Raw genomic sequence first — 21,657 nt, 5'->3', positions numbered from 1 at the left:
CGCCGGGTCAGCCCTGCTCGTAGAGGATGTCGTAGATGGCGACGCCCAGGTCGAAGAGGAAGTCGCGTTCGGCTTCCGAACTGGCGTCGATCGCGTTGAAGGGTCCCACCGTGACGCCCACGTGGTCGGTGAACCAGGCCATCACCAAGTCGCCGTTGGCCCTTTCGGCCAAGGCGCCCTCGGTCCAGGGGCGCTCCGTGGACTCCCCGAAGGGTCGCTGCAGCCCGGAGTAGCCGCATTCACCGAGTTCGCACAAGGCCACTTGAATGTCGTCGTTGACGCCGCGGTGCTGGATCCAGATGTCCAGCCAGTTGAGTTCGCCGTCCACGGAGAAGTGGATCGTGCAGGTCTCGATCCCGTAATCGGGGTTGTCGCGTTCGTCGACCGACCCGACGGTGGTACCCGGCGGGCTCATCGCCAGCAGTGCGTCGGTATCGACCAGCGGGCAGATCTCGGCCGGGACCACCGGTTCCGCGGTCGGCTCCTCGAGAGCCGCGCTCGGCGCCGATCCGGCGTCCTCGGCGGCCATGACGCCTTCGGGCTCGCCCGTACCGGGCCTGAAGACGATGCTGAGCACGACCACCGCGATGAGCGCGCTGATCGCGGCCGCGGCGATCAGTGCGGGAGTCCGCCGACGTCGGGTGGCGGGCGCCTGTGGTCGAAAGGCGGGGGCGGGATCGGCCGTCTCCGGACGGTCGAGCGCGGCGGCTTGGAGCGCGTTGATCGCCGCCTCCTGCTTGGCCGCGTAGGTCGCCGCGATCGGCGGCACCTCGGCGTCCGCCGCACCGCCCTGCTCCAGGATTGCGCGCAGGCCGTCCGGGGTGGGCCGGTCCTCGGGGAGTTTGGCGAGGCAGGCCGCGATCGGTGCGCGCAGGGACTCCGGAACCGCGGCGAGGTCCGGTTCGCCGTGCACGACCGCATAGAGCTGCTGCGGGATCGATGCGCCCGCGAACGGCGGCCGACCCGAGGCGGCCGCGGCCAGGAGGCAGCCGAGGCTGAAGACGTCTGAGCTCCCGGTGAGCCCCCTGGACTCGGCCTCCTCGGGCGACATGTATCCGGGCGAGGCCGGCCCGACTCCGGCCCGCGTGAACGCCTCGGTCGCGGAGAGGTCCGGCGTGCGGGCGGTGCCCGTCAGCACGGCCCCGGCCGGTGACAGGAGCACGTTCGAGGGCTGAACGTCCCCGTGGACGAGTTCGGCCGCGTGGACGTCGCCGAGCGCGGAGGCGAGTTCGGCACCGATGCGTCGCACGAAGTCCTCGGGGAGCGGCCCGGCCGCCTCGATCGCGTGCAGCAGTGTCGGGCCCGGTACGAACGCCGTCGCCGACCACGGCTCGGCGGCGGCGATGTCGGCGTCCACGACTCGGACGGTGCGGGGGCCGACGACGCTCCGGGCCGCTGCCGTCTCCAGCGCGAACCGCTGTCGGCTTGCGGGGTCGGCCGCGAGGTCGCGCGGGAGGCGCTTGACGGCGATCGGCCGGCCCTCCGGGTCGACCGCGAGATACACCTGCCCCGTACCGGCCTGCCCGAGCCGGGCCAGCAGGCGGTGCCCTCCGACGGCGCGCGGGTCGTCTTCGGTCAGTGTCAGCATTGATCCGTTCCTTCGATCTCGAGAAAACCGGAGGCGCGCGAATCCGGGCCACCCGCTCGAATCTCACCTCGGTCGCCACGAATCCATCACTGAACGGTCATCAGTCCAAGGTCGCTTCCGACCGCCGGGCAACGATAAGGCCCCCGGCCGTCGTTGTCCGAGTGGGAGCTGCGAACGTCCGACGGCCGAGGGCCTCGGCTCCAGAAATCGAGACGGGACTCGCGGAAATGACCGAAAGCCGCCCCGTGCACCTATGATTCTGCGCGCAGGCGGCCCGGGGCGCAAGGCGGAACACCGGCAGGACACCGGCGGGACCGCCGCGTCAGGCGAGGTCGGCGGGGCGGACGCGGAGTTTCGCGGCGATCCGGGCCAGCGCCTCCTGGTCCTCGGCGGTCAGCGGGTCCAGTACGAGCTGCCTGACGGCCCTGACGTGCACGGGGGCGGCGTCCACGACCACGTCGTAGCCGGCGTCGGTGAGGGCCGCGACGGTGTACCGGCCGTCCTCGGGGTCGGGCGAGCGCTCGACCCAGCCGCGCTGCTCGAAGCGCTTGACGACGTTGGACAGGCGCGAGAGGGAGCCGTTGGCGAGGAAGGCCAGTTCGCTCATGCGCAGGCGCCGGTCCGGGGCCTCGGAGATGTGGCTGAGGGTCAGGTACTCGAAGAGGCTCAGGCCCGAGTGCTGCTGGAGCGGCGCGTCGAGCTGCCCGGGCAGGAGCAGGACGAGGGAGACCAGTCCCGTCCACGCCTCCTTCTCTTCGGCGTTCAGCCACAGGTCGTCGGGCGGGTCCCCGACGGTGTCCGGGGTCGGGCGGGCAGTCATGGCGACACTGTACCCAACCGGCATGACTTCATGCTTGAAGTTAAACGTGCTACGTTTACTTCAAGCATGAAGTCAATCGGAAGGAATGCCATGAGCGACCCCCAGTTCGCCGTCACCCCCGGGTACGGCGAGATGTTGAAAGAGCGGCTGCACTACCACCAGGCCGTCCGCATCGGCGACCGCGTCGAGATCTCGGGGCAGGGCGGCTGGTCCGACGAGGACTTCCCGAACTTCCCCGCCTCACTGGAGGACGAGATCGTCAAGGCCTTCGACAACGTGGAGCGGGCGCTCGCCACCGTGGGCGCCACCTGGCGGGACGTCGTGGCCGTGGACTCCTTCCACGTGCCCGACGCCCCGGACGAGATCGGCGCCGAGCCGACCCGGGTCATGTCCGAGCAGTACCGCAAACGCATGGGCGACCGCGCGCCGATCTGGACGCAGATCGGCGTCGCCGCGCTCGGGGCTCCGGGGATGCGCGTCGAGATCCGCGCGACCGCCCACGTGAGCGCTTAGCCGTTCAGGCCCTTCGCGAAGAAGTCGAGCGACCGGCCCACCTCGGGCACGTTCGGGGAGTGGTTGAGGTGGCCGTGCGTCATGCCGAGGGCCAGATACGCCTCGACCGGGACGCCGGCCTCGCGCAGCTGCCGTTCGAGGAGTTCGGCCGAGGCGCGCAGGTCGTCGTACTCGGCGGCGAGGATCAGGGTGCGGGGCAGTCCGTCGAGGCGCGCCGCACCCGGCAGGGCGTCGGCGGGGACGTCGCTGATGCGGCCGACGTAGTTGCGGACCATCTCCTCGACGCCCTCGGGCTCGAAGCGGAACGGCAGGGGCGCCATCTCGACGCTGAGCGCCGGGCTCAGGGCCGGGTTCGGGTAGTGCGCGAACGGGTAGGCGAGCAGGAGCGCGTCGGGTAGACGGGGCCCGGAGTCCCTGGCGCGCAAGGAGGCCGAGAGTGCGAGGGCGGCTCCGGCGCTGGCGCCGCCGATGGCGACCGGGCCGCCTTCGGGCAGGTCCTGCGAGCAGAGCCAGGTCCAGGCGGCGTGGACGTCGTCGATCGGGACGGGGTAGCGGACCTCCCCGTCGGCGAGGCGGTAGTCGACCGAGGCGACGGTGACGGCGGCGCGGCGGGCGAGTTCGATGCTGACGATGTGGCCCTCGGGCATGTCGATGTCGCCGTGGCGGAAGCCGCCGCCGTGGGCCCACAGGAGGGCGCCGGTCGGCGACTCGGGGCGGTAGACGCGGATCGGGACGGGGCCGTGCGGGCCTTCGATCAGCGTGTCCTCGACGGCGACGCCGGTGGTGTCCCAGCGCTCGGTGTCGGCGCGGTAGTCCTGGAGGTAGGCCTCGACCAGGGCCTCGGGGTCCTCGTCGGGGCGTGCCGCGGCGCGGGCGGCCGCCATGCCGCGGAACATCTCGGTGAAGTACTCGTCGACCGGCACCTGCCGCCTCCTTCTCGCGTGCGGGCCCGGATCGGGCCTCACGATGCAATGATGCCGCTTGCCGATCCTGGGATCAACGGCGCACCTGGATCATCGCGTGCGTGCCGCTGGTGCGCCAGTCCGGAGTGTCCTGGTCGAGTTCGGCGAGGCGGGCCGGGTCGATGCCGACGGCGAGGTCGGACTTGGCGGTGCGCAGCGCGGCCACCGGGCCGGGGAAATAGGACGCGACGGTGTCGAAGGGCGTGGCGGGGTCCCATTCGCGGTCGCCGGTGAGGCGCCGGTAGTTCAGGTCGCCCTTGAGGATCACGAGTTTGGCCGCAGCGAATTCGGTCGCGAGGTCGGCCGGGAGTTCGCGGTACGTCGAAGGAAGCGTGTAGAAGCCGTGGGTGCGCAGTTCGAGGCGTCCGGTGCCGATCGCCTCCCGCAGGCGGGTCGCGAGCGTGCCGGCGGGCTCGTTGGGGATGGAGTCGAGCGCGTCGAGGGTCGCGAGCACGTCCTGGCCGGTCGCGTCCGAGACGAAGAACGGGTCGGCCTTGAGGTGCAGTTCGACCGCGGTCGTCCCGGTCTCCAGGAGGCTGTCGATGAGGGCGAGATCGGCGGTGATCTCGCGTCCGGCGTTGTCGGCCACCACGATCACGGGCGCGTGTCCGGGCGCGTCGAGGAGTTCGGCGACGGCGTCGCTGTCGTCGACCACGACGTCTCCGGCGCTCTCGCCTTGGCCCGCTTGGAGATTGTTGGTGCGGAAGCCCAGGTCGGCCTGGTTGCCCCAGAGCGCGGCGTGCAGGAGCGATCGGCGTCGCTCGGCGGGGTCGGTCTCGGCCAGCGCGGCGTAGGCGTCGAGGTCGCGCAGCATCTCGGGGCCGTCGTGCTGGCGGCCCTTCTGCGGGGCGAAGGGGTCGACGCCGCGCCAGGGACTGGACAGGTCGAAGTACTGGACGGCGTCGAGGAGGCGGCGGTAGAAGTAGGCCTCGGCCCACAGGAACGGCAGGTCGTTCCAAGGCTTGCCCGCGTACGGCGCGAGCTGGGCCGCCCAGGCGGCGGTGTCCGGGCCGGGCGGCGGCTCGGCGGGCACGGTGCCGTCGAGGGATTCGGCGAGCAGTTCCTCGAGTTCGGCGCGGATGCGGGGCGGGTAGGGGAAGTCCTCGAGGAGGTTCGCGATGAGGACCGGGTGGCGCTCATGGAAGACCGATCGGCTGAAGGAGCCGGGGCGGTCGATCCCGATCCGCGGGGGCAGGCCGTTCGCGTCGTCCACCGTCGCCACTCCGTTCACTCGGGTACGACAGCATGATCGCATTGCCGTGGGTTCAGCCGGTGAGCGCCTGGGAGATCATGCCGAGGCTGGCCCAGTCGGCCAGGGGGTTCTTGCGGATCTGGCCGAACGTCGTGATCTCGATCCAGGTCACCTCTCCCCCGCCCACGCCGTGCGGCCCGGGTGCGGCGGCGAGCGCGGCGAGTTCGGCTTCGGTGATCTCGGCGGCGAACAGGTGCGCGTGGTGGGCGGAGATCGTGCCGGCGACTTGGCGGCTGCCGAGGGGGCGGAGCCGGTCGGCGGTGAGCACGAGGCCGGTCTCCTCCTCGACTTCGGCGAGTGCCTGTGCGGCGTCGACGGGCCCGGGGCCGCTGCCGCCGGGCGGTTCGTGCACGAAGCCGTCGGGTGTCGATGCGGGGCTGCGGAACTCGCGCACCAGGACCACGGCGGTGTCGTCCGGGTCGGGCGCGGGCCGGTAGAGGACGACCACGGCCGTGTCGGGGCGCGAGATGACGACCTCGTTGTCCTTGACGCGGTCTTCGGCGCCGACGTGGACGCTGACGTGCAGCGCCCAGTAGTGGACGGCCCTGGCGGGGCCGACCCGGAAGGCCCAGACGACGCGCGCGGCCAGGAGGGTGTTCCCGGCGCGCTGCTGCGCGGCGAGCCAGGTCTGGAGGCTGTCGCTGCGCCACAGGAAGATCGGGATCTCCCGTTCGCCGCCGGTGCGGACCGCGCCGGTGCCGATCCGGTCGAGCGCGTGGGCGACCGCGCCGTCGAGCGTGAAGGCGCTGGGGACGCCGCGGGTCTCGGCCTGGCGGAAGAGGTAGGCGTTGCCGGGCGCGTCCTCGGGCGCGCCGAGCACGGCCTTGCCGGTGGCGTGCCAGATGCCCCATTCGATGTTGGTGGTGAACGCGGGCATCGTCGCCAGGTCGCGCGGCACCCAGAAGAGGATCACGTCCGCGAGGTGGAGGCTGCGCTCCTCCCAGGCGATCTGGCCGTCGTAGTCGGCTTCGAGGCCGCCGCGCGGCTCGGGCGAGAACACCACGAGGGTGCCGTCGCCGCGCCACTGCTCGCGCAGGAGCCGGATCGCCTCGGGGTGCCAGGAGACGGCGTTGTCCGCGCGCGGCAGGGGTCCGGCGAGGAAGACCGCTCCCGACCAGGTCTCGGGCGGGGTCTCGTTCGCGTGCACGACGACGACGTCCTGTGGCATGGGGCGGCTCCGATCGGTTTGCGGCACTCTCAGCAGTGTAGGGGTCCGCAGTGGAGCGGCGAGGGCCCGAACACCGGTCAGATCGGCAGGAGCGGGCGCACCGAGCCGCGAATGACCAGGTGGGTGCCGAGGACGGTGTGCGGCGGCGCGCCGCCCATCCGCGCGTGCTGCAGGGCGAGGCGCACGGCGATGCGCCCCAGCTCCTCGTGCGGGAGGGAGACCGTGGTGAGGTCGATGTCCATCGCGGGCGGCAGGTCGTCGAAGCCGACCATGGAGACGTCCTCGGGGATGCGCAGGCCGGTCTCGACCAGCGCCTGCCTGGCGCCGGCGGCGATCTGGTCGTTGGCGGCGAACACGGCGGTGAAGTCCGGGGCCCCGGAGGCCAGGCGCTCCTTCATCATCCGGTAGCCCTCGAACCGCTCGAAGGTGCCGTCGACCTCCAGGTGCGGGTCGTGTTCGACGCCGTGTGCGGCGAGGGCCTTGCGGTAGCCGTCGATGCGGGCGTCGGCGGTCGTGTAGCCGGTGCGCCGGCCCAGGAACAGGATGCGCTTGTGGCCGCCCGAGAGCAGGTGGCTGGTGGCGGCGAACGCGCCGCCGGTGTTGTCGTACTCGACGACGATGGCGGGCACGTCGGGGCCCAGGGGCGGGCGGCCGCAGAGCACGAGCCGGGAGCCGATCGCGGCGAGCGCGTGCGCGTAGCGGCTCATGCGGGCCCGGTACTCCTCGTCGGCGGCCACGTTGCCGACCAGGATCACCGCCTCGGGGTGCTGCTCGCGCATGAACTGGACCATGGCCAGTTCGCGTTCGGCCTCGCCGCCGGTGGTGCCGATCTGGCAGAGGCGGTTGTCCTCGGCGGCCTGGGTCTGGACGCCTTGGGCCACATGGGCGTAGTGCGGGGAGATCACCGAGTTGACGATGATGGCGATGCTCCCCCGGGTGGTGCCCTGGAGCGCGCGGGCGTGGTGGTTGGCGACGTAGTCGAGTTCCTCGACCGCGCGCATGACCTTGGCGCGGGTCGCGGGCGCGGCCGGGTAGGTCCCCGAGAGGATGCGCGAGACGGTGGCGACGGAGACGCCCGCCAGCTCGGCCACCTCGCGGATCGTGGTGTGGCGCGGGCCGTCCCCGATCTTGGCTGCCTTTCGGGCCACCGCATCCACCTCTGTTGAAATTCGTCGTACAAACGGTTACTGAAACAATGATTCACGGCCGCGGCGGGGGTGTCAAGTCCGGGGCGGGTCGCGGGTCGGTCGGCCCGAAACACTTGGGGGCCAACGGGAGTGAACGGCCGAGGGGCGACGGGGGGTCGCCCCTCGGACGTTCGGTCACTGCTCGGAGGCGAAGAGGGTCTCGGCCTCGGTGAAGAACAGGTCCGCGGCGTCGGCGGGCGTCATGGCGGCGTACTGGACCTGCTCGTAGATCTCCATGTACTTCGCCTCGATGGCCCCGGCGGCGGACGGCGGGACGGGCGGGGCCGGCTGGATGAAGTCGGCGACGCTCGCCTCGTAGTCGAGCACGGCCTGGGAGGCCTCGTCGAGCTCGATGGCGTCGATGCTCGCGGTCTTGGCGGGGATGCCGCGGTTGGTGCCGAGGATCGCGACGGCCTCGGGGTCGCCGAGGAAGAAGTCGATGAACTTCGCGCAGGCCTCGGGGTACTCCGTGGTCCCGGAGACCACCAGCTGCATCGAGGGTTTGAGGTAGATGCCGAGGTTGGCGGGGTCGGTGGTCGGCGGGGCGGTGAGGGCGAGCTGCCCGCCCTGCTCCTGGACGGTGGGCAGGAACCCGGTGATGGCGCTGTCCCAGCGGATCTCGGAGGCGATCACGCCTTCGGCCATGCCGTCGGTGGCGAAGGCGGCCATCTCCTCGCCGTCGGGGACGAGGTCCTGCTCGATGAGCGGGGCGCACGTGTTCCAGTACGCGACGAGCTGGTCCTTGGTGAAGCCGAGGGCGTCGGCGCCCTCGGAGTAGAAGACGCCGCCCTGCTGGCGGATCCACATCTCCATGAACAGGTAGGAGCGGGCCCAGTCCTCGCCGCCCCAGGAGCCCTCGTCGAGTTTGCCGCGCAGGTCGGTGAGGAGGGCGACGTAGTCGTCCCAGGTGTAGCCGGCCTCGGGCACGGCGACGCCGTTGGCCTCGAAGATGTCGGCGCGGTAGATCAGGCCGAGGGTGTTGCCGGCGACGGGGACGGCCACGAGCTGGTCGTCGACGCGGCCGCAGTCGAGGAGGCCGCCGCGGAAGTCGTCGGTGTCCACGACGCCCTCGAGGGGCAGGAGCATCCCGCTGGCGGCGAACTGGCGCAGGCGCGGGTAGTCCATCTGGAAGACGTCGGGCAGGTCGCGGGAGGCCATGCGGCCGGTCAGGCCCTCCCAGTGGGCGGCGTAGTCGGCGAAGTTCGCCTGGACCTTGATGCCCTCGTTCTTGGACTCGAAGAGGGCGATGGCCTCTTTGGTGAGTTCGGCGCGCGCGTCGTCGCCCCACCATTCGAAGCTGATCTCGATCGGGTCGTCGGCGGTGCCTGCCGCGCCGCCGTCGTCGCCGCACGCGGCGGTCGCTCCGAGGGCGGCGGCGGCCGCGGCACCGGTCAAAACGCTCCGGCGGCGGATCGGGAAGGGGGTCATGGCTTGTGCGCTCCTTTGCGGCGAGGGGTCCCGGGCCGTCGGGTCGGGGTGCCGACCGGCTCGGAATCGAGAAACTTAAATCGTTTTAACATCCGTGCCGACACCTTAGAACGCGCTTTCCAAACCTGTCAAGCGCCGTGCCGTGATCGTTCGGATCGGGCTGCGGGGGCCGTCCCGCCCGGGGTGCCGGGCGGGACGGCGGGGTTCAGTAGGTGATGGCGGGCCGGGGCGGGGTGCTCATGCCCGCGCCGAGGAAGTAGTCGACGTGGTGGGACTGCATGTAGCCGTGCAGGGTCATGGCGTTGCGGTAGGCCGGGTTGTGGGCGAGGGTGTACAGCCGGGTGCTCGAGGGCCGGTCGGTGGTGAAGACGACCAGCTCGTCGTAGGCGGCGTTGGTGTAGACGACCTCTTCGCGCCAGTCGCCGAACAGGTCGCCGACGAGCGTGGGGCCGCTCTGCGCGGCGGTGACCGCGCCGTAGTTCCAGGTGGACTCCAGGCGGGGCAGGCTCCCGGTCGGGCGCGGGTTCGCCGGGTCCCACTCCTCGATCTTGCCGGCGTTGAGCAGCTCCATCGTGACGTCGCCGTCCCACCACAGGCCCAGCTGCGGCCAGGGCCGCAGGCTGGTGTCCGGTTCGGTGAGCCGGTTGCCCGCGGCGTTGTAGAGCCCGTCGAAGGACCAGACCTCCATGCCCGGGTGGTTCGGGTCGACGTCCCCGGCCATGCCGCGGCCGACGTCGGCGGTGCCGGAGAGGGTGTGCTTCCAGATCATCTGCCCGGTCGAGGCGTCGTAGTAGTACTCGCGCAGGCCGGAGGGGTTGTTCTGCTGCACGCCATAGCCTTCGAGGCCCGGCCGGGACGGGTCGATGTCGGCGATGTGGAACCGGTCGCCGTGGATGATCCCCTGGCTCGCGAGGGAGTAGCGGAGGGTGCCGTCGCCGTTGAGGACGAAGCCGATCTCGGCGACCTCGTCCCTGCCGTCGCCGTTCACGTCGATGATGCGGGTGTTGTGGCCGTCGGGCGCGTTGGTGTTGCCGCGCAGCCACTTCCATTTCTGGGTCAGATTGGTGCCGCTCCAGTTCCAGGCGGCGATCACGAGGTTGAAGGACCCGTCGTCCTTGCGGTTCTTCATGAACGCCACCAGGCTCGGCGTGACGCCGTCGAGGTACCCGACGCCGAAGCGCGCGGCCAGCGGGCCGTCCGCGAGGTAGTCGGTCGGAATGGCCGAGTAGTTGCGCAGGGCGCCGGTCCGGCCGTCGAGGATGGCGAGCCACTGCCTGTCGTCGTCCGAGTGCGTCCAGGTCTGCCCGTCGCCGAAGGTGACGCCGTCGGCGATCTTGAGGGCGACCTCGGCGAAGCCGTCGCCGTTGAAGTCGTACACGGTCACGCCGTCGTTGTGGCCGACGTCGACGGTGGCCGAACCGGGCTCGATGTTGTCCTGGTTGGTGCTGTTGGGGCCCAGGTCGACCTCCCACAGGAACTCGCCGTCGCCGGTGTAGGCCTCGATGGACTGGGGCGAGGTCTGGCGGTCGACGACGTAGTCGTACTCGCCGTCGCCGTTCAGATCGCCGGTCCAGGTGAACTTGACGGCGCCGCCGTCGCGCAGCGGGATGCGGACGACCGGCTCCTCGGCGTGGTTGGCGCTCAGGGTGAAAGCGTCGCTCGGGGCCTGCTCGGAGCCGTTGACGACGGGGGCGACCCGGTAGGCGTTGGCCTGGGAGAGGTTCGCGGACGAGTCGGTGTAGTTCGTGCCGCCGGTGAGGACCGAGCCGTTGAGCTTGGTCCAGGTGCCGCCGTTCGCGGACCGGTACACGTTGAACCCGACGCCCGAGGGGTCGAGGCCGAGGAGGCGCCAGCTGACGAGCACGCTCGAGGAGCTCGCCCGCACGGCGACGACGCCGCGGCCGAGGTCCTCCATCGGCCGGGCGGTCTGCTGCGCCTCGACCTCCTGGTTCGCGACGGCCGGATCGTCGGGCTCCGCGTGCGCGGACGAGGTGCTGACGGCGAACGCGGCGACGCCGGCCAGGAGGCCGACGACGGCCGCGAAGACCGGCGGTTTCGTAAACGTTTTCACTGATGCTCCAGATATGCCGTTGAACTGAAGGTTGAATCGTTCTAACCGCGGTACGGCCCGCAAGCGCTTAACTCTGCGAAACCCCAGCGGCCGGCGCCGCCGTCCCGAATGCGGCGACGCGCCGTATCACGCATCTAAACATAGATGGTTGTGGATGGCAAGGATGGGCTCCATGATGTCTACCTGGGGATTGTCGTCCGTGACCTCAATTTTCACAGGAAGATGTTGACCCTCGATCGACACATGACTATATTGAAGCCCCTAGAAGTTAAAACGATTTAATCCGGAACCATTCCCGGACCCCTTGGAGGACCCGTGTCCGACCCTTCGGCGGAACTCGAAACCGCTCCGTCCCTTCAGCATTCATCCCTCGAAGCACCCCCTGCGACGCCCGGCGGCGGCATCCGTCGCCGGAGCGTCCTGGCCACCGGTGCGGGCGTCGCCGCCGCGGCCGCGCTCCTCGACGGCTCCCCCGCCGGGGCCCAGGCCGAGACGGCCGCCGATCCCGGACCCGAGTCGGTCCGGCTGTCCTGGCTCGAAGGCGCCCCCGCCGAGTCCCCCGGCTCGACCTGGGGCGTCCCCTGGGGTCAGGGCCGCTTTCCGGAAGACCAGCAGTTCAAGCTCACCGCCGAGGACGGCGCCGCCGTGCCGGTCCAGACGTGGCCCCTCGCGTACTGGCCGGACGGGTCCCTGAAGTGGACCGGGCACGCCGTCGGACCCGCGGCCAGGGCCGAGGCGTTCACGCTCGAGGCGGGAGCGCCGGCGGCACCGGCGTTCGCCGTCTCGGTCTCGGAGTCGCGCAAGCACTTCGACGTCTCGACGGGCGTCATCACCGCCCGGATCGCCAAGTCCGGCACCGATCTCGTCAAGCACGTCAAGCGCGGCGACCGCACCCTCGTCAAGGCGGGCCACCTGGTCAACATCACCCAGGACGAGGCCCCCGACCCCGAGACCGGGTCGGTCTCGCGCGACCGGTACGTCTCCGAGGTCGAGGAGGTCGTCGTCGAGCAGGACGGGCCCGTCCGGGCCGTGCTGAAGGTGACCGGCAATCACCGCAAGACCCAGGGCCGCAACAAGTCCTGGCTGCCGTTCACCGTCCGCCTGTACTTCTACGCCGGCGGCGAGTCGTTCCGGATGGTGCACACCTTCGTCTACGACTCCGACGGCGAGGACGCCTTCATCGCCGGGCTCGGCGTGCGCTTCAAGGTCGCTTTGACCGACGAGCTGTACGACCGGCACGTGCGGTTCGTCGGCGAAGGGCACGGGCAGCTCACCGAGGCGGTCAAGGGCATCACCGGCCTGCGCCGCGATCCCGGTGCGGCCGTTCGGGACGCGCAGATCGCCGGGCAGGCGCTCCCCGATCCGGCCACATGGGACCAGCGCGTCACCACGCGCCTGCACTGGATCCCGGCCTGGGGCGACTACTCCCTCGCGCAGCTCAACTCCGAGGGCTTCGCGATCAAGAAGCGCACCAAGGAGGGCCACGGCTGGGTGCCGGTCGACCAGGGCCGCCGCGCCTCCGGCTTCGCCTACGTCGGCGGGCCCTCGGGCGGGTTCGGCTTCGGCATGAAGGACTTCTGGCAGCGCCACCCCACCGGCCTCGACATCCGCGGCGCCCACACCGACGAGGCGACGGTGACCGTGTGGCTGTGGTCGCCCGAGGCGCAGCCGATGGACACCCGGTTCTACCACGACGGCCTCGGCCAGGACACCTATCCCGAGCAGCTCGACGCCCTCGAGATCACCTACGAGGACTACGAACCGGGCTTCGGGACGCCCTACGGCGTCGCCCGCACCTCCGAACTCCAGTTCTGGGTCACCGAGGCGACGCCGAACGCGGAGCGCCTGGGCGCCATGGCCGACGTGGTCCGCGCGCAGCCGCAGGTCATCGCGCCCGCCGAGCACATGAGCGCGGCCGGCGCCTTCGGCGGGCTCTTCGGACCGGTCGACCGGTCGCACCCGGTCAAGGCCGATGTCGAGGACACGTTGGACTTCCTGTTCGAGCACTACCGGACCGAGCAGGACCAGCGGCACTGGTACGGCTTCTGGGACTTCGGCGACTTCATGCACTCCAAGGACGTCGACCGCAAGGTCTGGCGCTACGACGTCGGCGGCTACGCCTGGGACAACTCCGAGATCTCGCCCGACCAGTGGTTCTGGATGCAGTACCTGCACACCAACAGGTCCGATGTCTTCCGCTTCGCCGAGGCGATGACCCGCAAGACCAGCGAGGTCAACGTCTACCACATCGGCGACTGGGCGGGGCTCGGCACGCGGCACGGCGTCCAGCACTGGGGCGACTCGTCCAAGCAGGTGCGCGTCTCGAACGCGAACTACCGCAGGTACTTCTACTACCTCACCGCCGACGAGCGCACCGGCGACCTGCTCCACGCTCTGGCGAACAGCGAGGAGACCGCGCTCGTGCTCGACACGGGCCGCAAGATCCGCAGCCCCGAGGACCCGTGGAACCCCGACCGGAACTCGGTGGACATCGGCTTCGGGACCAGTTGGGCCGCACTGGCGGCGGCCTGGCTGACCGAGTGGGAGCGGCGCGGCCCGGACTGGGAGTTCTGCCGCGACAAGGTGCTCGGCACGATGGAGACCATCGCCGCCCAGCCGCACGGGTTCGCGCAGGGCTCGGCGGACTACGACATCGACACGGGCCGGTACGCGATCGAGGCCGAGCCGTTCACCGAGCGAAGCAACCTCTCGAACTCCTTCGGCCGCATCGAGATCTGCGCCGAGTTGATCCAGCAGATCGACATGCCGGCGTTCGAGGCGGACTGGCTCAAGTACTCCCGCTTCTACACCGCCACCAGGGCGGAGCAGGAGGCCGAGTACGGCGGCAGGTTCGGCGACCTGTTCCTGTACTCCTACACGCGCGCGAACGCGTTCGTGTACCAGCGCACCGGGGACGAGTCGCAGGCCGCGCTCGCGTGGGCGAAGTTCCGCGGTGCCTCGGACGCGCCGGACTACTCGCCCAGGGAGACCGAGACCGTCGAGGGCACCCTCAACACCATCGAGTGGTGGCCCAACGGCGGCACCAACGACATGGCCCAGTGGGGTCTGGCCGCGATCGAGATCCTGCACCTCGTCGGGGACTTCGCGCCGGACGAGTGAGGCGGGGCGCGCTCGGGCACCGCGGCATCCGCGGTGCCCGGGCACGCCCTGGGCCCGTTGCGGACCGGAGAGGGGTTTCGCAACGGGCCCTTGTAGACCCGCGAGAAGGGAGGGACGGGACCGCTCGAAGCGAGCGGTCCCGTCCTCATGCGTCGTCGATCAGCTCGGGATCAGTCGCCCCAGTTCGCGGCGGCGCGGCGGCGGCGCATCACCATGAGGGTCGTGATGCCGGCGGCGGCCAGGAGCACGGCCCCGCTGATCGCGGCGGTGAGGGCGGCGCCGGTGGTCGGCAGCTGCCCGCCGCCGCCTCCGCCGTCGACCTCTTCGACCAGTTCGGCGATGCCCCAGTTGGCGTTGGTGTTCCAGGACAGGCCGGTCGGGTCGTACCAGGTGTGGACCGCGGTGCGGACGCCGTCGGTGCCGTCGTTGACCTGGAGCTCCAGGCCGTGCTCGGCGCCGACCTCCCCTCGGCCCTCGGCCAGCGCGATCGCGATCTCGACCCGGTAGCCGGTGTCGGTGGCCGCGGCGGCGCTGGTGATCTCGCCGGCCTCGGGTCCGTTGCCGCCCACGGAGACCGCGTTGGTGAAGCTGACGCGGTACTGGCCGTCGGCGTCGTCGTAGCCGCCGGACTTGGTGTTGCCGGGGTTGAGGAAGACCTCGACGGAGTCCTGCTCCCAGGGGTTGGCGCTGCTCTCGTCGAGCTGGGGGTCGGTGACCTCGAAGAGGGCGTAGACCGCGCCCTCGTCCCACAGGAGGGAGACGTCGGCCTTGGCGCCGTCGGCGCCTTCGACGTTGACGTCGGTCGCGACGGTGGCGGCCCCGTCCCAGGCGTCGTCCTTCTGGCCGTCGATCTCGGGTGCGGTGTCGGCGAGGGGCACTTGGACGCGGGCGTAGTCGGGTTCCTCCTCGTCGGGGATGTCGGGCAGTCGGGTCGGGTCGACGATGCCCCAGTAGGCCCATTTGGACTGGAGGGCGTCGCTGAACGCGAGGGGGCTCTCCAGTGGACGGTCCTCGCTGCGGAGCCAGGAGCGGCCGTCGTGCAGGCCCCAGAGGGTCACGGACTCGAGGTCGTCGGCGTGCTCGCGGAACATGGCGAACAGGTCGCGGAAGTAGTGCCCCTGCTCGATGAGCCGGGCTTCGAGCTGGGGGAACTCCTCCCCTGCTCCGGGGGCGCCGATGGCGACGTCGAGTTCGGTGACGCTCTGGAGCACGCCGAGGCCGGCGAACTTGTCGATGCTCTCCTCGATCTGGTCGATGGAGGTGTTGAGGTTGATGTGGGTCTGGTGGCCGACGCCGTCGACGGGGACGCCGTCGGCGATCATGTCGGCGACGAGGTTGTAGAGGTTGTCGCGCTTGCCGGGGTTGTCGGTGCCGTAGTCGTTGATGAAGAGCTTCACGTCGGTGGCGCCGACGGCGTCGAACTGCTCGCGGGCGATGGTGAAGGCGTGCGAGACGTATTCGGGGCCTTCGAAGATCTCGTACCAGCGGCTGTGGCGGTAGACCTCGGCGTTGTTGTCGCTGATGACCTCGTTGACGACGTCCCAGGCCCACATGTCGTCGCCGTAGTGCTCGGCGATGGCGCCGATGTGCGCTTCGAGGCGGTCGATCATGATCTGGCGGTCCTCGTCGGAGCTGCCGAGGGGCTGGCCGGCGTTCGGGTGGCCCGCGGGGTACTGGAACCACCATTCGGGGACCTGGCTCGTGTGCCACAGGAAGGTGTGGCCCCAGATCGCCATGTCGTTGGCCTGGGCGTGGTCGACGAGTTCGTCGGCGGCGTCGAAGGTGAACTCGCCTTCGGTCGGCTGGATCGCGTCGGGCTTCATGTGGTTCTCGGCGGTGATGGAGCTGAAGTGCTTGTTCAGCAGCTGCGCGGAGGGGTCGACGAGGTCGCTGGCGTCGACGGCGGCGCCGATGAGGAAGTCGTCGGCGAGGACGTCCTTGAGCGAGGGGATGTCCGGTTCGATGCCGGGCGGGGTGAGTTCGGTGATGGTGAAGTCGTCGATCCAGTAGGACGCGTCCACTGTGGGTGATTCGACGTAGAAGGTGAGGCTGTCGGCGGGCGAGGTGATGCTGTACTGCCCGGTGAGCTCGACCCAGTCGGCGCCGACGGCGGACTGGTAGACGATGCTGTCGTAGGAGGTGCCCGCGGCGGATTCGCGCTGGACGGTGGAAGTGAGGACCTCGCCGCCGCTGCCTTCGGCGAAGCGGACGCTGACGCTGACGGCGTAGGTGCCGCCGGGGGCGATGTGGTCGGTGATGTCGACCGAGGGGCCGTGCCAGTCGGCGGCGCGGCCGGCGGTGAGGAGGGCGCCGTCTTCGACGGTGAGGGTGACGGGGCCGCGGGGGGCCCAGTCGCCGACGTCGCCGTCCTCGAAGTCGGAGGTGTAGACGACGGTGCCCTCGTCCTGGGCTGCGGCGGGTTGGGCGAATCCGATCGCGGCGGGCAGGAGGAGGGCTCCGGTTGCGGCGGCGAGCGCGCGCAGGCGCCGGTGCCGTTCGCGGGGTTGACGTTTCATGGTTCTGCGGCTCCGTTGCGGAGGAGGGATAACAGGCTTCCGGAAGTTTCAGGGATTCTTTGAAACTTCCGGTGAGGGTGGTGCCATGGTATGGGGGATATCAACGCCTGTCAATCACTGAGGCGAACCGATGTTCCGCGGGGCCCGGCGGCCCGGCCGAGGCGCGCTCGGCCGGGCGCTCGGATCAGGCGGGGAGGACGTCCAGGACCCAGGTGACGCCGAAGCGGTCCTTGAGCATCCCGTAGAGCGCCGCCCACGGCGACGGCTCCAGCGGCTGGAGGATCACGGCGCCGTCGGCCAGGCCCTTCCAGGCCGCGGCGATCTCCTCGGCGTCGTCGCCGCGGACCGAGACGAAGAACGGGTCCTCGCCCGGGCTCCAGGGCCGCGAGGCCGGCACGTCGTAGGCCATCACCCGGAAGCCGTTCGGCGCCGAGACCTGGCCCCAGACCACGTTCGCGGCCTCGGCCGGATCCTCGGGGGCCCCCATGTCGCCGTAGGTGATGACGGTCAGGTCGCCGCCGAACGCGGCCTGGTAGAACTCCAGCGCCGCGCGGGCGTCGCCGCGGAAGTTCAGGTGCGGGGTCGTGTTCACGCTCATGTCTGCTCCTCAGGTCGCCCGGCGGCCTTCGCCGGGCTTGGGACGACTCTCGCAGCGGTAGCGGACAGTTGGTGTCCGCTACCGCTGGCAGTATGGGGACTATGACGGGAACCTCATCGCGCGTGCTCACGCTCTTGTCGCTGCTCCAGACGCGCCGGGACTGGCCGGGCGGGCTGCTGGCCGAGCGCCTGGCGGTCTCGGAGCGGACCGTGCGGCGCGACGTGGACCGCCTGCGCGGACTCGGGTACCGCGTGAGCGCGGTCAAGGGGCCGTACGGCGGCTACCGGCTCGAGGCGGGCTCGGACCTGCCGCCGCTGCTGTTCGACGACGAGCAGGCGGTGGCGCTGGCGATCGCGCTGCGGACGGCGGCAGGGGCCGGGATCGAGGAGTCCGCCGCGCGGGCGCTGGCGACGGTCCGCCAGGTGCTGCCGGCCCGGCTGCGCCGCCGCGTCGACGCCGTGCAGGTCGGCGCCGTACCGCAGGGCGATCCGGTGGACGCGGCGGTGATCGCGGAGCTCGGCGCGGCCGTCCAGGCCCGCGAGGAGGTCGGTTTCCGCTACGGCGTCAAGGAGGAGCGGCGCCGGGCGCAGCCGCATCACGTGCTGGTGCGCCAGGGGCGCTGGTACCTCGTGGCATGGGACCTCGACCGGGAGGACTGGCGCGTGTTCCGGGTCGACCGGATGGCGCTGCGCACTCCGAACGGGCCGCGCTTCACGCCCAGGGAGGTGCCCGGCGGCGACGTGCACGCGTTCGTGCGCGCCAGGTTCAAGGGGTCGGACGGGCCCGACGCCTGGCCCTGCACCGGGTCGGTGGTCCTCGCGGCGCCCGCCGGGGCGGTGGCGCCGTTCGCGGGCGAGGGGACGGTCGAGGACCTGGGGCCGGGCCGGTGCCGGCTCACGACCGGGGCGTGGTCGTGGCCGGCGGTGGCCGCCTCGGTCGCCAGGTTCGACGCCGACATCGAGGCGGCGCGGCCGGTCGAACTCGTCGCGGCGTTCGCGAGGCTCGCCGGGCGGTTCGCCGCGGTGGGCGACTCACAGCGGTCGGCCGAAGGGCCCGAACGGTTCAGGGCGTGACGAGCGACTTCGCGATCATGCTCTCGGCCGCGGCGACCACGGCGTCCTCGGACGGGCGCGGCTCCCAGTCGAGCACGCGGCGGGCCTTGCCGTTGTCGATCTTCCTGGCGTAGTCGAGGTCGGGCACGACGGTCCGGAACCGCGGCGAGAACCTGGCGGCGATGCGGACCGCGGCGCTGGGGATGCTCCGGCTGGGCACCCGCTTCGCGGCGTCTCCGAGGTGCGTTTTCAGGAGCGCCCCGATCTGGCGCATCGGGATCGCGGGCCCGCTGGAGACGAGGAACCGCTGGCCCGCGGCCGCCGGGGCGGTCATCGCCGCCAGGTGCGCGCCCGCCACGTCCCGCACGTCGACGATCGGGAACCACAGGTTCGGATAGGCCGGGACCTGACCGGCGAGCAGGCGCTGGACGACGTGGTTCGCGCCGGAGACCGCCGTGCCCAGCACCGGCCCCATCACCGCGACCGGCAGGATCGCGGCCAGTTCCGTCGAACCGCCTTCGGCCGCGATGACATCCCATGCGGCACGCTCGGCGAGGGTCTTGCTCCTGCTGTAGGCGTCGACGCCGGGGCCGTCGAGCACGGTCCAGTCGTCCTCGGTGAAGACGCGGTCGGTGCGCGGGTGGCCCCAGCCGGCGGCGTGGAACGCCGAGGTGAGCACGACCCGCCGGACGCCGCCGTCGCGGGCGGCGCGCAGCACGCGCAGCGTGCCCTCACGGGCGGGGACGATGAGGTCGTCCTCGTTCGCGACGCGCCCCGGACGGACCGGGGAGGCCACGTGCAGCACGAAGTCGCATCCGCTCACGGCCTCGGCCCATCCGGCGTCGCGCAGGAGGTCGACGGCGGCGAACTCCAGCGCCTCGCCGTTCACCATGCCGGCGTCGCGCAGGACCGCGCGCACCGCGGGCTCGCGGTCGGGCGAGCGCACGGTGGCCCGGACCCGGTAGCCCCGTTCGAGCAGTTGGAGGATGCAGTGCCCGGCGATGAAGCCGGACCCGCCGGTGACGAGCACGCGCCGCTGGTTCATGGTCGCTGTCTCCCTGTGTGGACGTCGGTGGCCGGTGCGGCCGACGTCCATGTTCGGCGCCCGCGCCGGTCCGCACCAGTCCCCTGGCGGCAGTGGTAGTGAGAGGGACAGTCACCGGCGCGGACCGCTGCATACGATGGGGTCATGACCGACGAGCCGAACCTGCTGGGCGATTTCCTCCGGGCCCGGCGCGACCTCGTCGACCCCGCGCGGGCGGGCGTCCCGGACGTCGGCGTGCGCCGGGTCCCCGGCCTGCGGCGCACCGAGGTCGCGATGCTCGCCGGCATCAGCGTCGAGTACTACCTGCGCCTTGAGCAGGGCCGCGACCGCAACCCCTCGCCGCAGGTCCTCCGGTCCCTGGCCCGCGTGCTGGAGCTCGACGAGGACGCGACCGCGTATCTGCTCGGGCTCGCCGCGGAGCGGCCCCGGCGCCCCCGCCGGCGGCCGGCCGAGACCGTGCCGCAGGGGATGCGGACCCTGCTCGCGACGCTCCCGCTGCCGGCGTTCGTGGAGGGCCGGTACCTGGACGTCCTCGCCGCGACGCCGCTCGCGACGGCCCTCTCCCCGTGCCTGGCGGCGGGACGCAACCGCCTCCGGGACGTGTTCCTCGACCCGGCCGAGCAGGCCCTCTTCACCGATTGGAAGGCGGCCGCGGCCGGGCTCGTGGCGGGCTTTCGCCAGTCGATCGGCACCGACACCGACGATCCCCGGTGCGCGGCGCTCATCGGGGAGCTGTCGCTCGCGAGCCCGCTGTTTCGCCGGCTGTGGGCCCGCCACGACGTGCGCGAGCGCCGCGGCGCCACGGTGCGGTTCGACCATCCGCAGGTCGGCGCGGTGACGCTGCACCGGGAGAAGCTCCTCGTCACCGGGACCGACGGGATGATGCTCGTCCTCTACCACCCCGAACCGGCCACCGACAGCGCCGACAAGCTCGCGATGCTCGGGTCGGCCTCGCAGCCCGCGGTGCGGCGGTCGAGCGGCCCGCGATTACCAGTCGTGGACGGTGCCGTCGGCGAGGCGGTTGAAGGGCAGGTAGGCCTGGACGTACGGGTACTTTCCGGACTCGTCGAGGTCGAGTTCGACGCCGAGGCCCGGATTGTTCCCGGGGTGGAGGAACCCGTTCTCCCAGGTGAAGGACTGCTGGAAGACCTGGTCGGTCTTGGCGCCGTGGCGCATGTACTCCTGGATGCCGAAGTTGTGGATCGCCAGGCCCAGGTGCATCGCGGCGGCCATGCCGACCGGTGAGATGTCGGTGGGCCCGTGCATGCCCGACTTGATCTGGTACTGCGCCGCGTAGTCGAGGACCTTCTTCAGGTGGGAGATGCCGCCGGTGTGGGTGACCGCCGAACGCACGTAGTCGATGAGCTGCTCGCGGATGATCTGCTGGTAGTCCCAGACCGTGTTGAAGATTTCCCCGATCGCCAGGGGCGTGGTGGTGTGCTGGCGGACCAGGCGCAGCGCCTCCTGGTTCTCCGCGGGCGTGACGTCCTCGAGCCAGAACAGGTCGTACGGCTCAAGGGATTTGCCCAGTTGCGCGGCCTGGATCGGGGTGAGGCGGTGGTGGGCGTCGTGCAGCAGCGGCAGCTCGGACCCGAACTCGTTGCGCACGGCTTCGAAGACGGTGGGGACGTGGCGCAGGTAGGCGCGGGTGTCCCAGTCCTCCTCGGCCGGGAGCGCGCCGCGCTGGGCGGGCTCGTGGTCGTACCGGACGCCTTCCATCGCTTCGTAGGTCGCGTTGGAGGCGATCCCGTAGATGGACTTCAATCCCGGGACGCCGGTCTGCACGCGGATGGCCCGGTAGCCCTGCTCCTGGTGGGAGCGAATGGAGTCGAAGAGTTCATCGGTGGTCTTGCCCGAGGCGTGGCCGTAGGCGAGGAGGCCGTTGCGGGAGGCCCCGCCGAGGAGCTGGTACACGGGCATCCCGGCGGCCTTGCCCTTGATGTCCCACAGCGCCATGTCGACCGCCGCGATCGCGGCCATCGTCACGGGCCCTCGGCGCCAGTACGCGGAGCGGTACAGGAACTGCCAGGTGTCCTCGATCCGGTGCGCGTCGCGGCCGATCAGCAAGGGCACCACGTGGTCGGCGAGATACGCGACCACGGCCATCTCGCGGCCGTTGAGCGTCGCGTCGCCCAGGCCGGTCAAGCCGTCGTCGGTGGTCAGCTTCAGCGTCACGAAGTTCCGGTCCGGACTCGTGACGACGACCTCGGCCCTGTCGATGATCATGGTGGGGTCCTCTCCATCGATGGCAACAGTTTCGCAGCCGCGAATCGGTGGGGTCCAAGCGGTTCGGATCGCGGCTCCGGGTTCGAGCACGAGCGCCATTCAAGCATCGAA

General features: G+C 71.1%; 15 protein-coding genes and 1 pseudogene. 4 read left to right on the top strand and 12 right to left on the bottom strand.

Annotated elements, in window-relative coordinates:
* Positions 1-7 precede the first annotated feature (7 nt).
* The gene (locus BLQ63_RS00960; protein ID WP_091027274.1) at positions 8-1,588 is read right to left on the bottom strand and encodes a serine/threonine-protein kinase; all 1,581 of its coding nucleotides are present in this window, start codon (positions 1,586-1,588) and stop codon (positions 8-10) included.
* Positions 1,589-1,910: 322 nt separating this feature from the next.
* Entirely contained in the window at positions 1,911-2,408 is a 498-nt protein-coding gene (locus tag BLQ63_RS00955; protein ID WP_091027273.1) for a MarR family winged helix-turn-helix transcriptional regulator, read from the bottom strand.
* 90 nt (positions 2,409-2,498) lie between these two features.
* Between BLQ63_RS00955 and BLQ63_RS00950 the strand changes: the two genes are divergently transcribed.
* Positions 2,499-2,921 carry a Rid family hydrolase gene (locus BLQ63_RS00950; protein WP_091027272.1) on the top strand — a complete coding sequence of 141 codons (423 nt, stop codon included), beginning with the start codon at positions 2,499-2,501 and terminating at the stop codon, positions 2,919-2,921.
* Here BLQ63_RS00950 and BLQ63_RS00945 read toward each other — a convergent pair.
* The 6 genes from BLQ63_RS00945 to BLQ63_RS00920 form a co-directional block, all read right to left on the bottom strand.
* On the bottom strand, positions 2,918-3,844 hold the full coding sequence (locus BLQ63_RS00945; protein WP_218124976.1) for an alpha/beta hydrolase: 927 nt from the start codon (positions 3,842-3,844) through the stop codon (positions 2,918-2,920). The genes BLQ63_RS00950 and BLQ63_RS00945 overlap by 4 nt on opposite strands.
* Before the next feature lie 73 nt (positions 3,845-3,917).
* A complete protein-coding gene (locus BLQ63_RS00940; protein ID WP_218124975.1) occupies positions 3,918-5,096 on the bottom strand; it encodes a damage-control phosphatase ARMT1 family protein in 1,179 nt (392 codons plus the stop codon).
* Positions 5,097-5,148: 52 nt separating this feature from the next.
* Positions 5,149-6,303 carry a nucleoside 2-deoxyribosyltransferase domain-containing protein gene (locus BLQ63_RS00935; protein ID WP_091027270.1) on the bottom strand — a complete coding sequence of 385 codons (1,155 nt, stop codon included), beginning with the start codon at positions 6,301-6,303 and terminating at the stop codon, positions 5,149-5,151.
* A 77-nt stretch (positions 6,304-6,380) separates the two neighbouring features.
* A complete protein-coding gene (locus tag BLQ63_RS00930; RefSeq protein WP_091028529.1) occupies positions 6,381-7,451 on the bottom strand; it encodes a LacI family DNA-binding transcriptional regulator in 1,071 nt (356 codons plus the stop codon).
* Positions 7,452-7,625: 174 nt separating this feature from the next.
* A complete protein-coding gene (locus BLQ63_RS00925; protein WP_091027269.1) occupies positions 7,626-8,918 on the bottom strand; it encodes an ABC transporter substrate-binding protein in 1,293 nt (430 codons plus the stop codon).
* Between the two features lie 205 nt (positions 8,919-9,123).
* Positions 9,124-10,989, bottom strand: a complete 1,866-nt coding sequence (locus BLQ63_RS00920) for a rhamnogalacturonan lyase family protein (protein WP_218124974.1) — start codon at positions 10,987-10,989, stop codon at positions 9,124-9,126.
* Between the two features lie 402 nt (positions 10,990-11,391).
* On the opposite strand from BLQ63_RS00920, the gene BLQ63_RS00915 reads away from it, so the two are divergent.
* Positions 11,392-14,109, top strand: a complete 2,718-nt coding sequence (locus BLQ63_RS00915; protein WP_091028522.1) for an exo-rhamnogalacturonan lyase family protein — start codon at positions 11,392-11,394, stop codon at positions 14,107-14,109.
* 170 nt (positions 14,110-14,279) lie between these two features.
* On the opposite strand, the gene BLQ63_RS00910 is transcribed toward BLQ63_RS00915, so the two are convergent.
* A complete protein-coding gene (locus tag BLQ63_RS00910) occupies positions 14,280-16,625 on the bottom strand; it encodes an endo-1,4-beta-xylanase (protein WP_091027268.1) in 2,346 nt (781 codons plus the stop codon).
* 184 nt (positions 16,626-16,809) lie between these two features.
* A complete protein-coding gene (locus tag BLQ63_RS00905) occupies positions 16,810-17,223 on the bottom strand; it encodes a VOC family protein (protein WP_091027267.1) in 414 nt (137 codons plus the stop codon).
* A gap of 101 nt (positions 17,224-17,324) precedes the next feature.
* Between BLQ63_RS00905 and BLQ63_RS00900 the strand changes: the two genes are divergently transcribed.
* On the top strand, positions 17,325-18,296 hold the full coding sequence (locus tag BLQ63_RS00900; RefSeq protein WP_091027266.1) for a helix-turn-helix transcriptional regulator: 972 nt from the start codon (positions 17,325-17,327) through the stop codon (positions 18,294-18,296).
* On the opposite strand, the gene BLQ63_RS00895 is transcribed toward BLQ63_RS00900, so the two are convergent.
* A complete protein-coding gene (locus BLQ63_RS00895) occupies positions 18,286-19,320 on the bottom strand; it encodes an SDR family oxidoreductase (RefSeq protein ID WP_091027265.1) in 1,035 nt (344 codons plus the stop codon). The genes BLQ63_RS00900 and BLQ63_RS00895 overlap by 11 nt on opposite strands.
* A gap of 144 nt (positions 19,321-19,464) precedes the next feature.
* Between BLQ63_RS00895 and BLQ63_RS00890 the strand changes: the two are divergent.
* A pseudogene (locus BLQ63_RS00890) lies at positions 19,465-20,283 on the top strand (helix-turn-helix domain-containing protein); the annotation flags it as partial.
* A 24-nt stretch (positions 20,284-20,307) separates the two neighbouring features.
* Here the strand turns inward: BLQ63_RS00890 and manD are convergent.
* Positions 20,308-21,546, bottom strand: a complete 1,239-nt coding sequence (gene manD, locus BLQ63_RS29010; RefSeq protein WP_091027264.1) for a D-mannonate dehydratase ManD — start codon at positions 21,544-21,546, stop codon at positions 20,308-20,310.
* Between the last annotated feature and the right edge of the window lie 111 nt (positions 21,547-21,657).

This window comes from Glycomyces harbinensis (assembly GCF_900101745.1).
Lineage (GTDB): Bacteria > Actinomycetota > Actinomycetes > Mycobacteriales > Micromonosporaceae > Glycomyces > Glycomyces harbinensis.
This window is presented reverse-complemented; position numbering and strand designations above follow the sequence as displayed.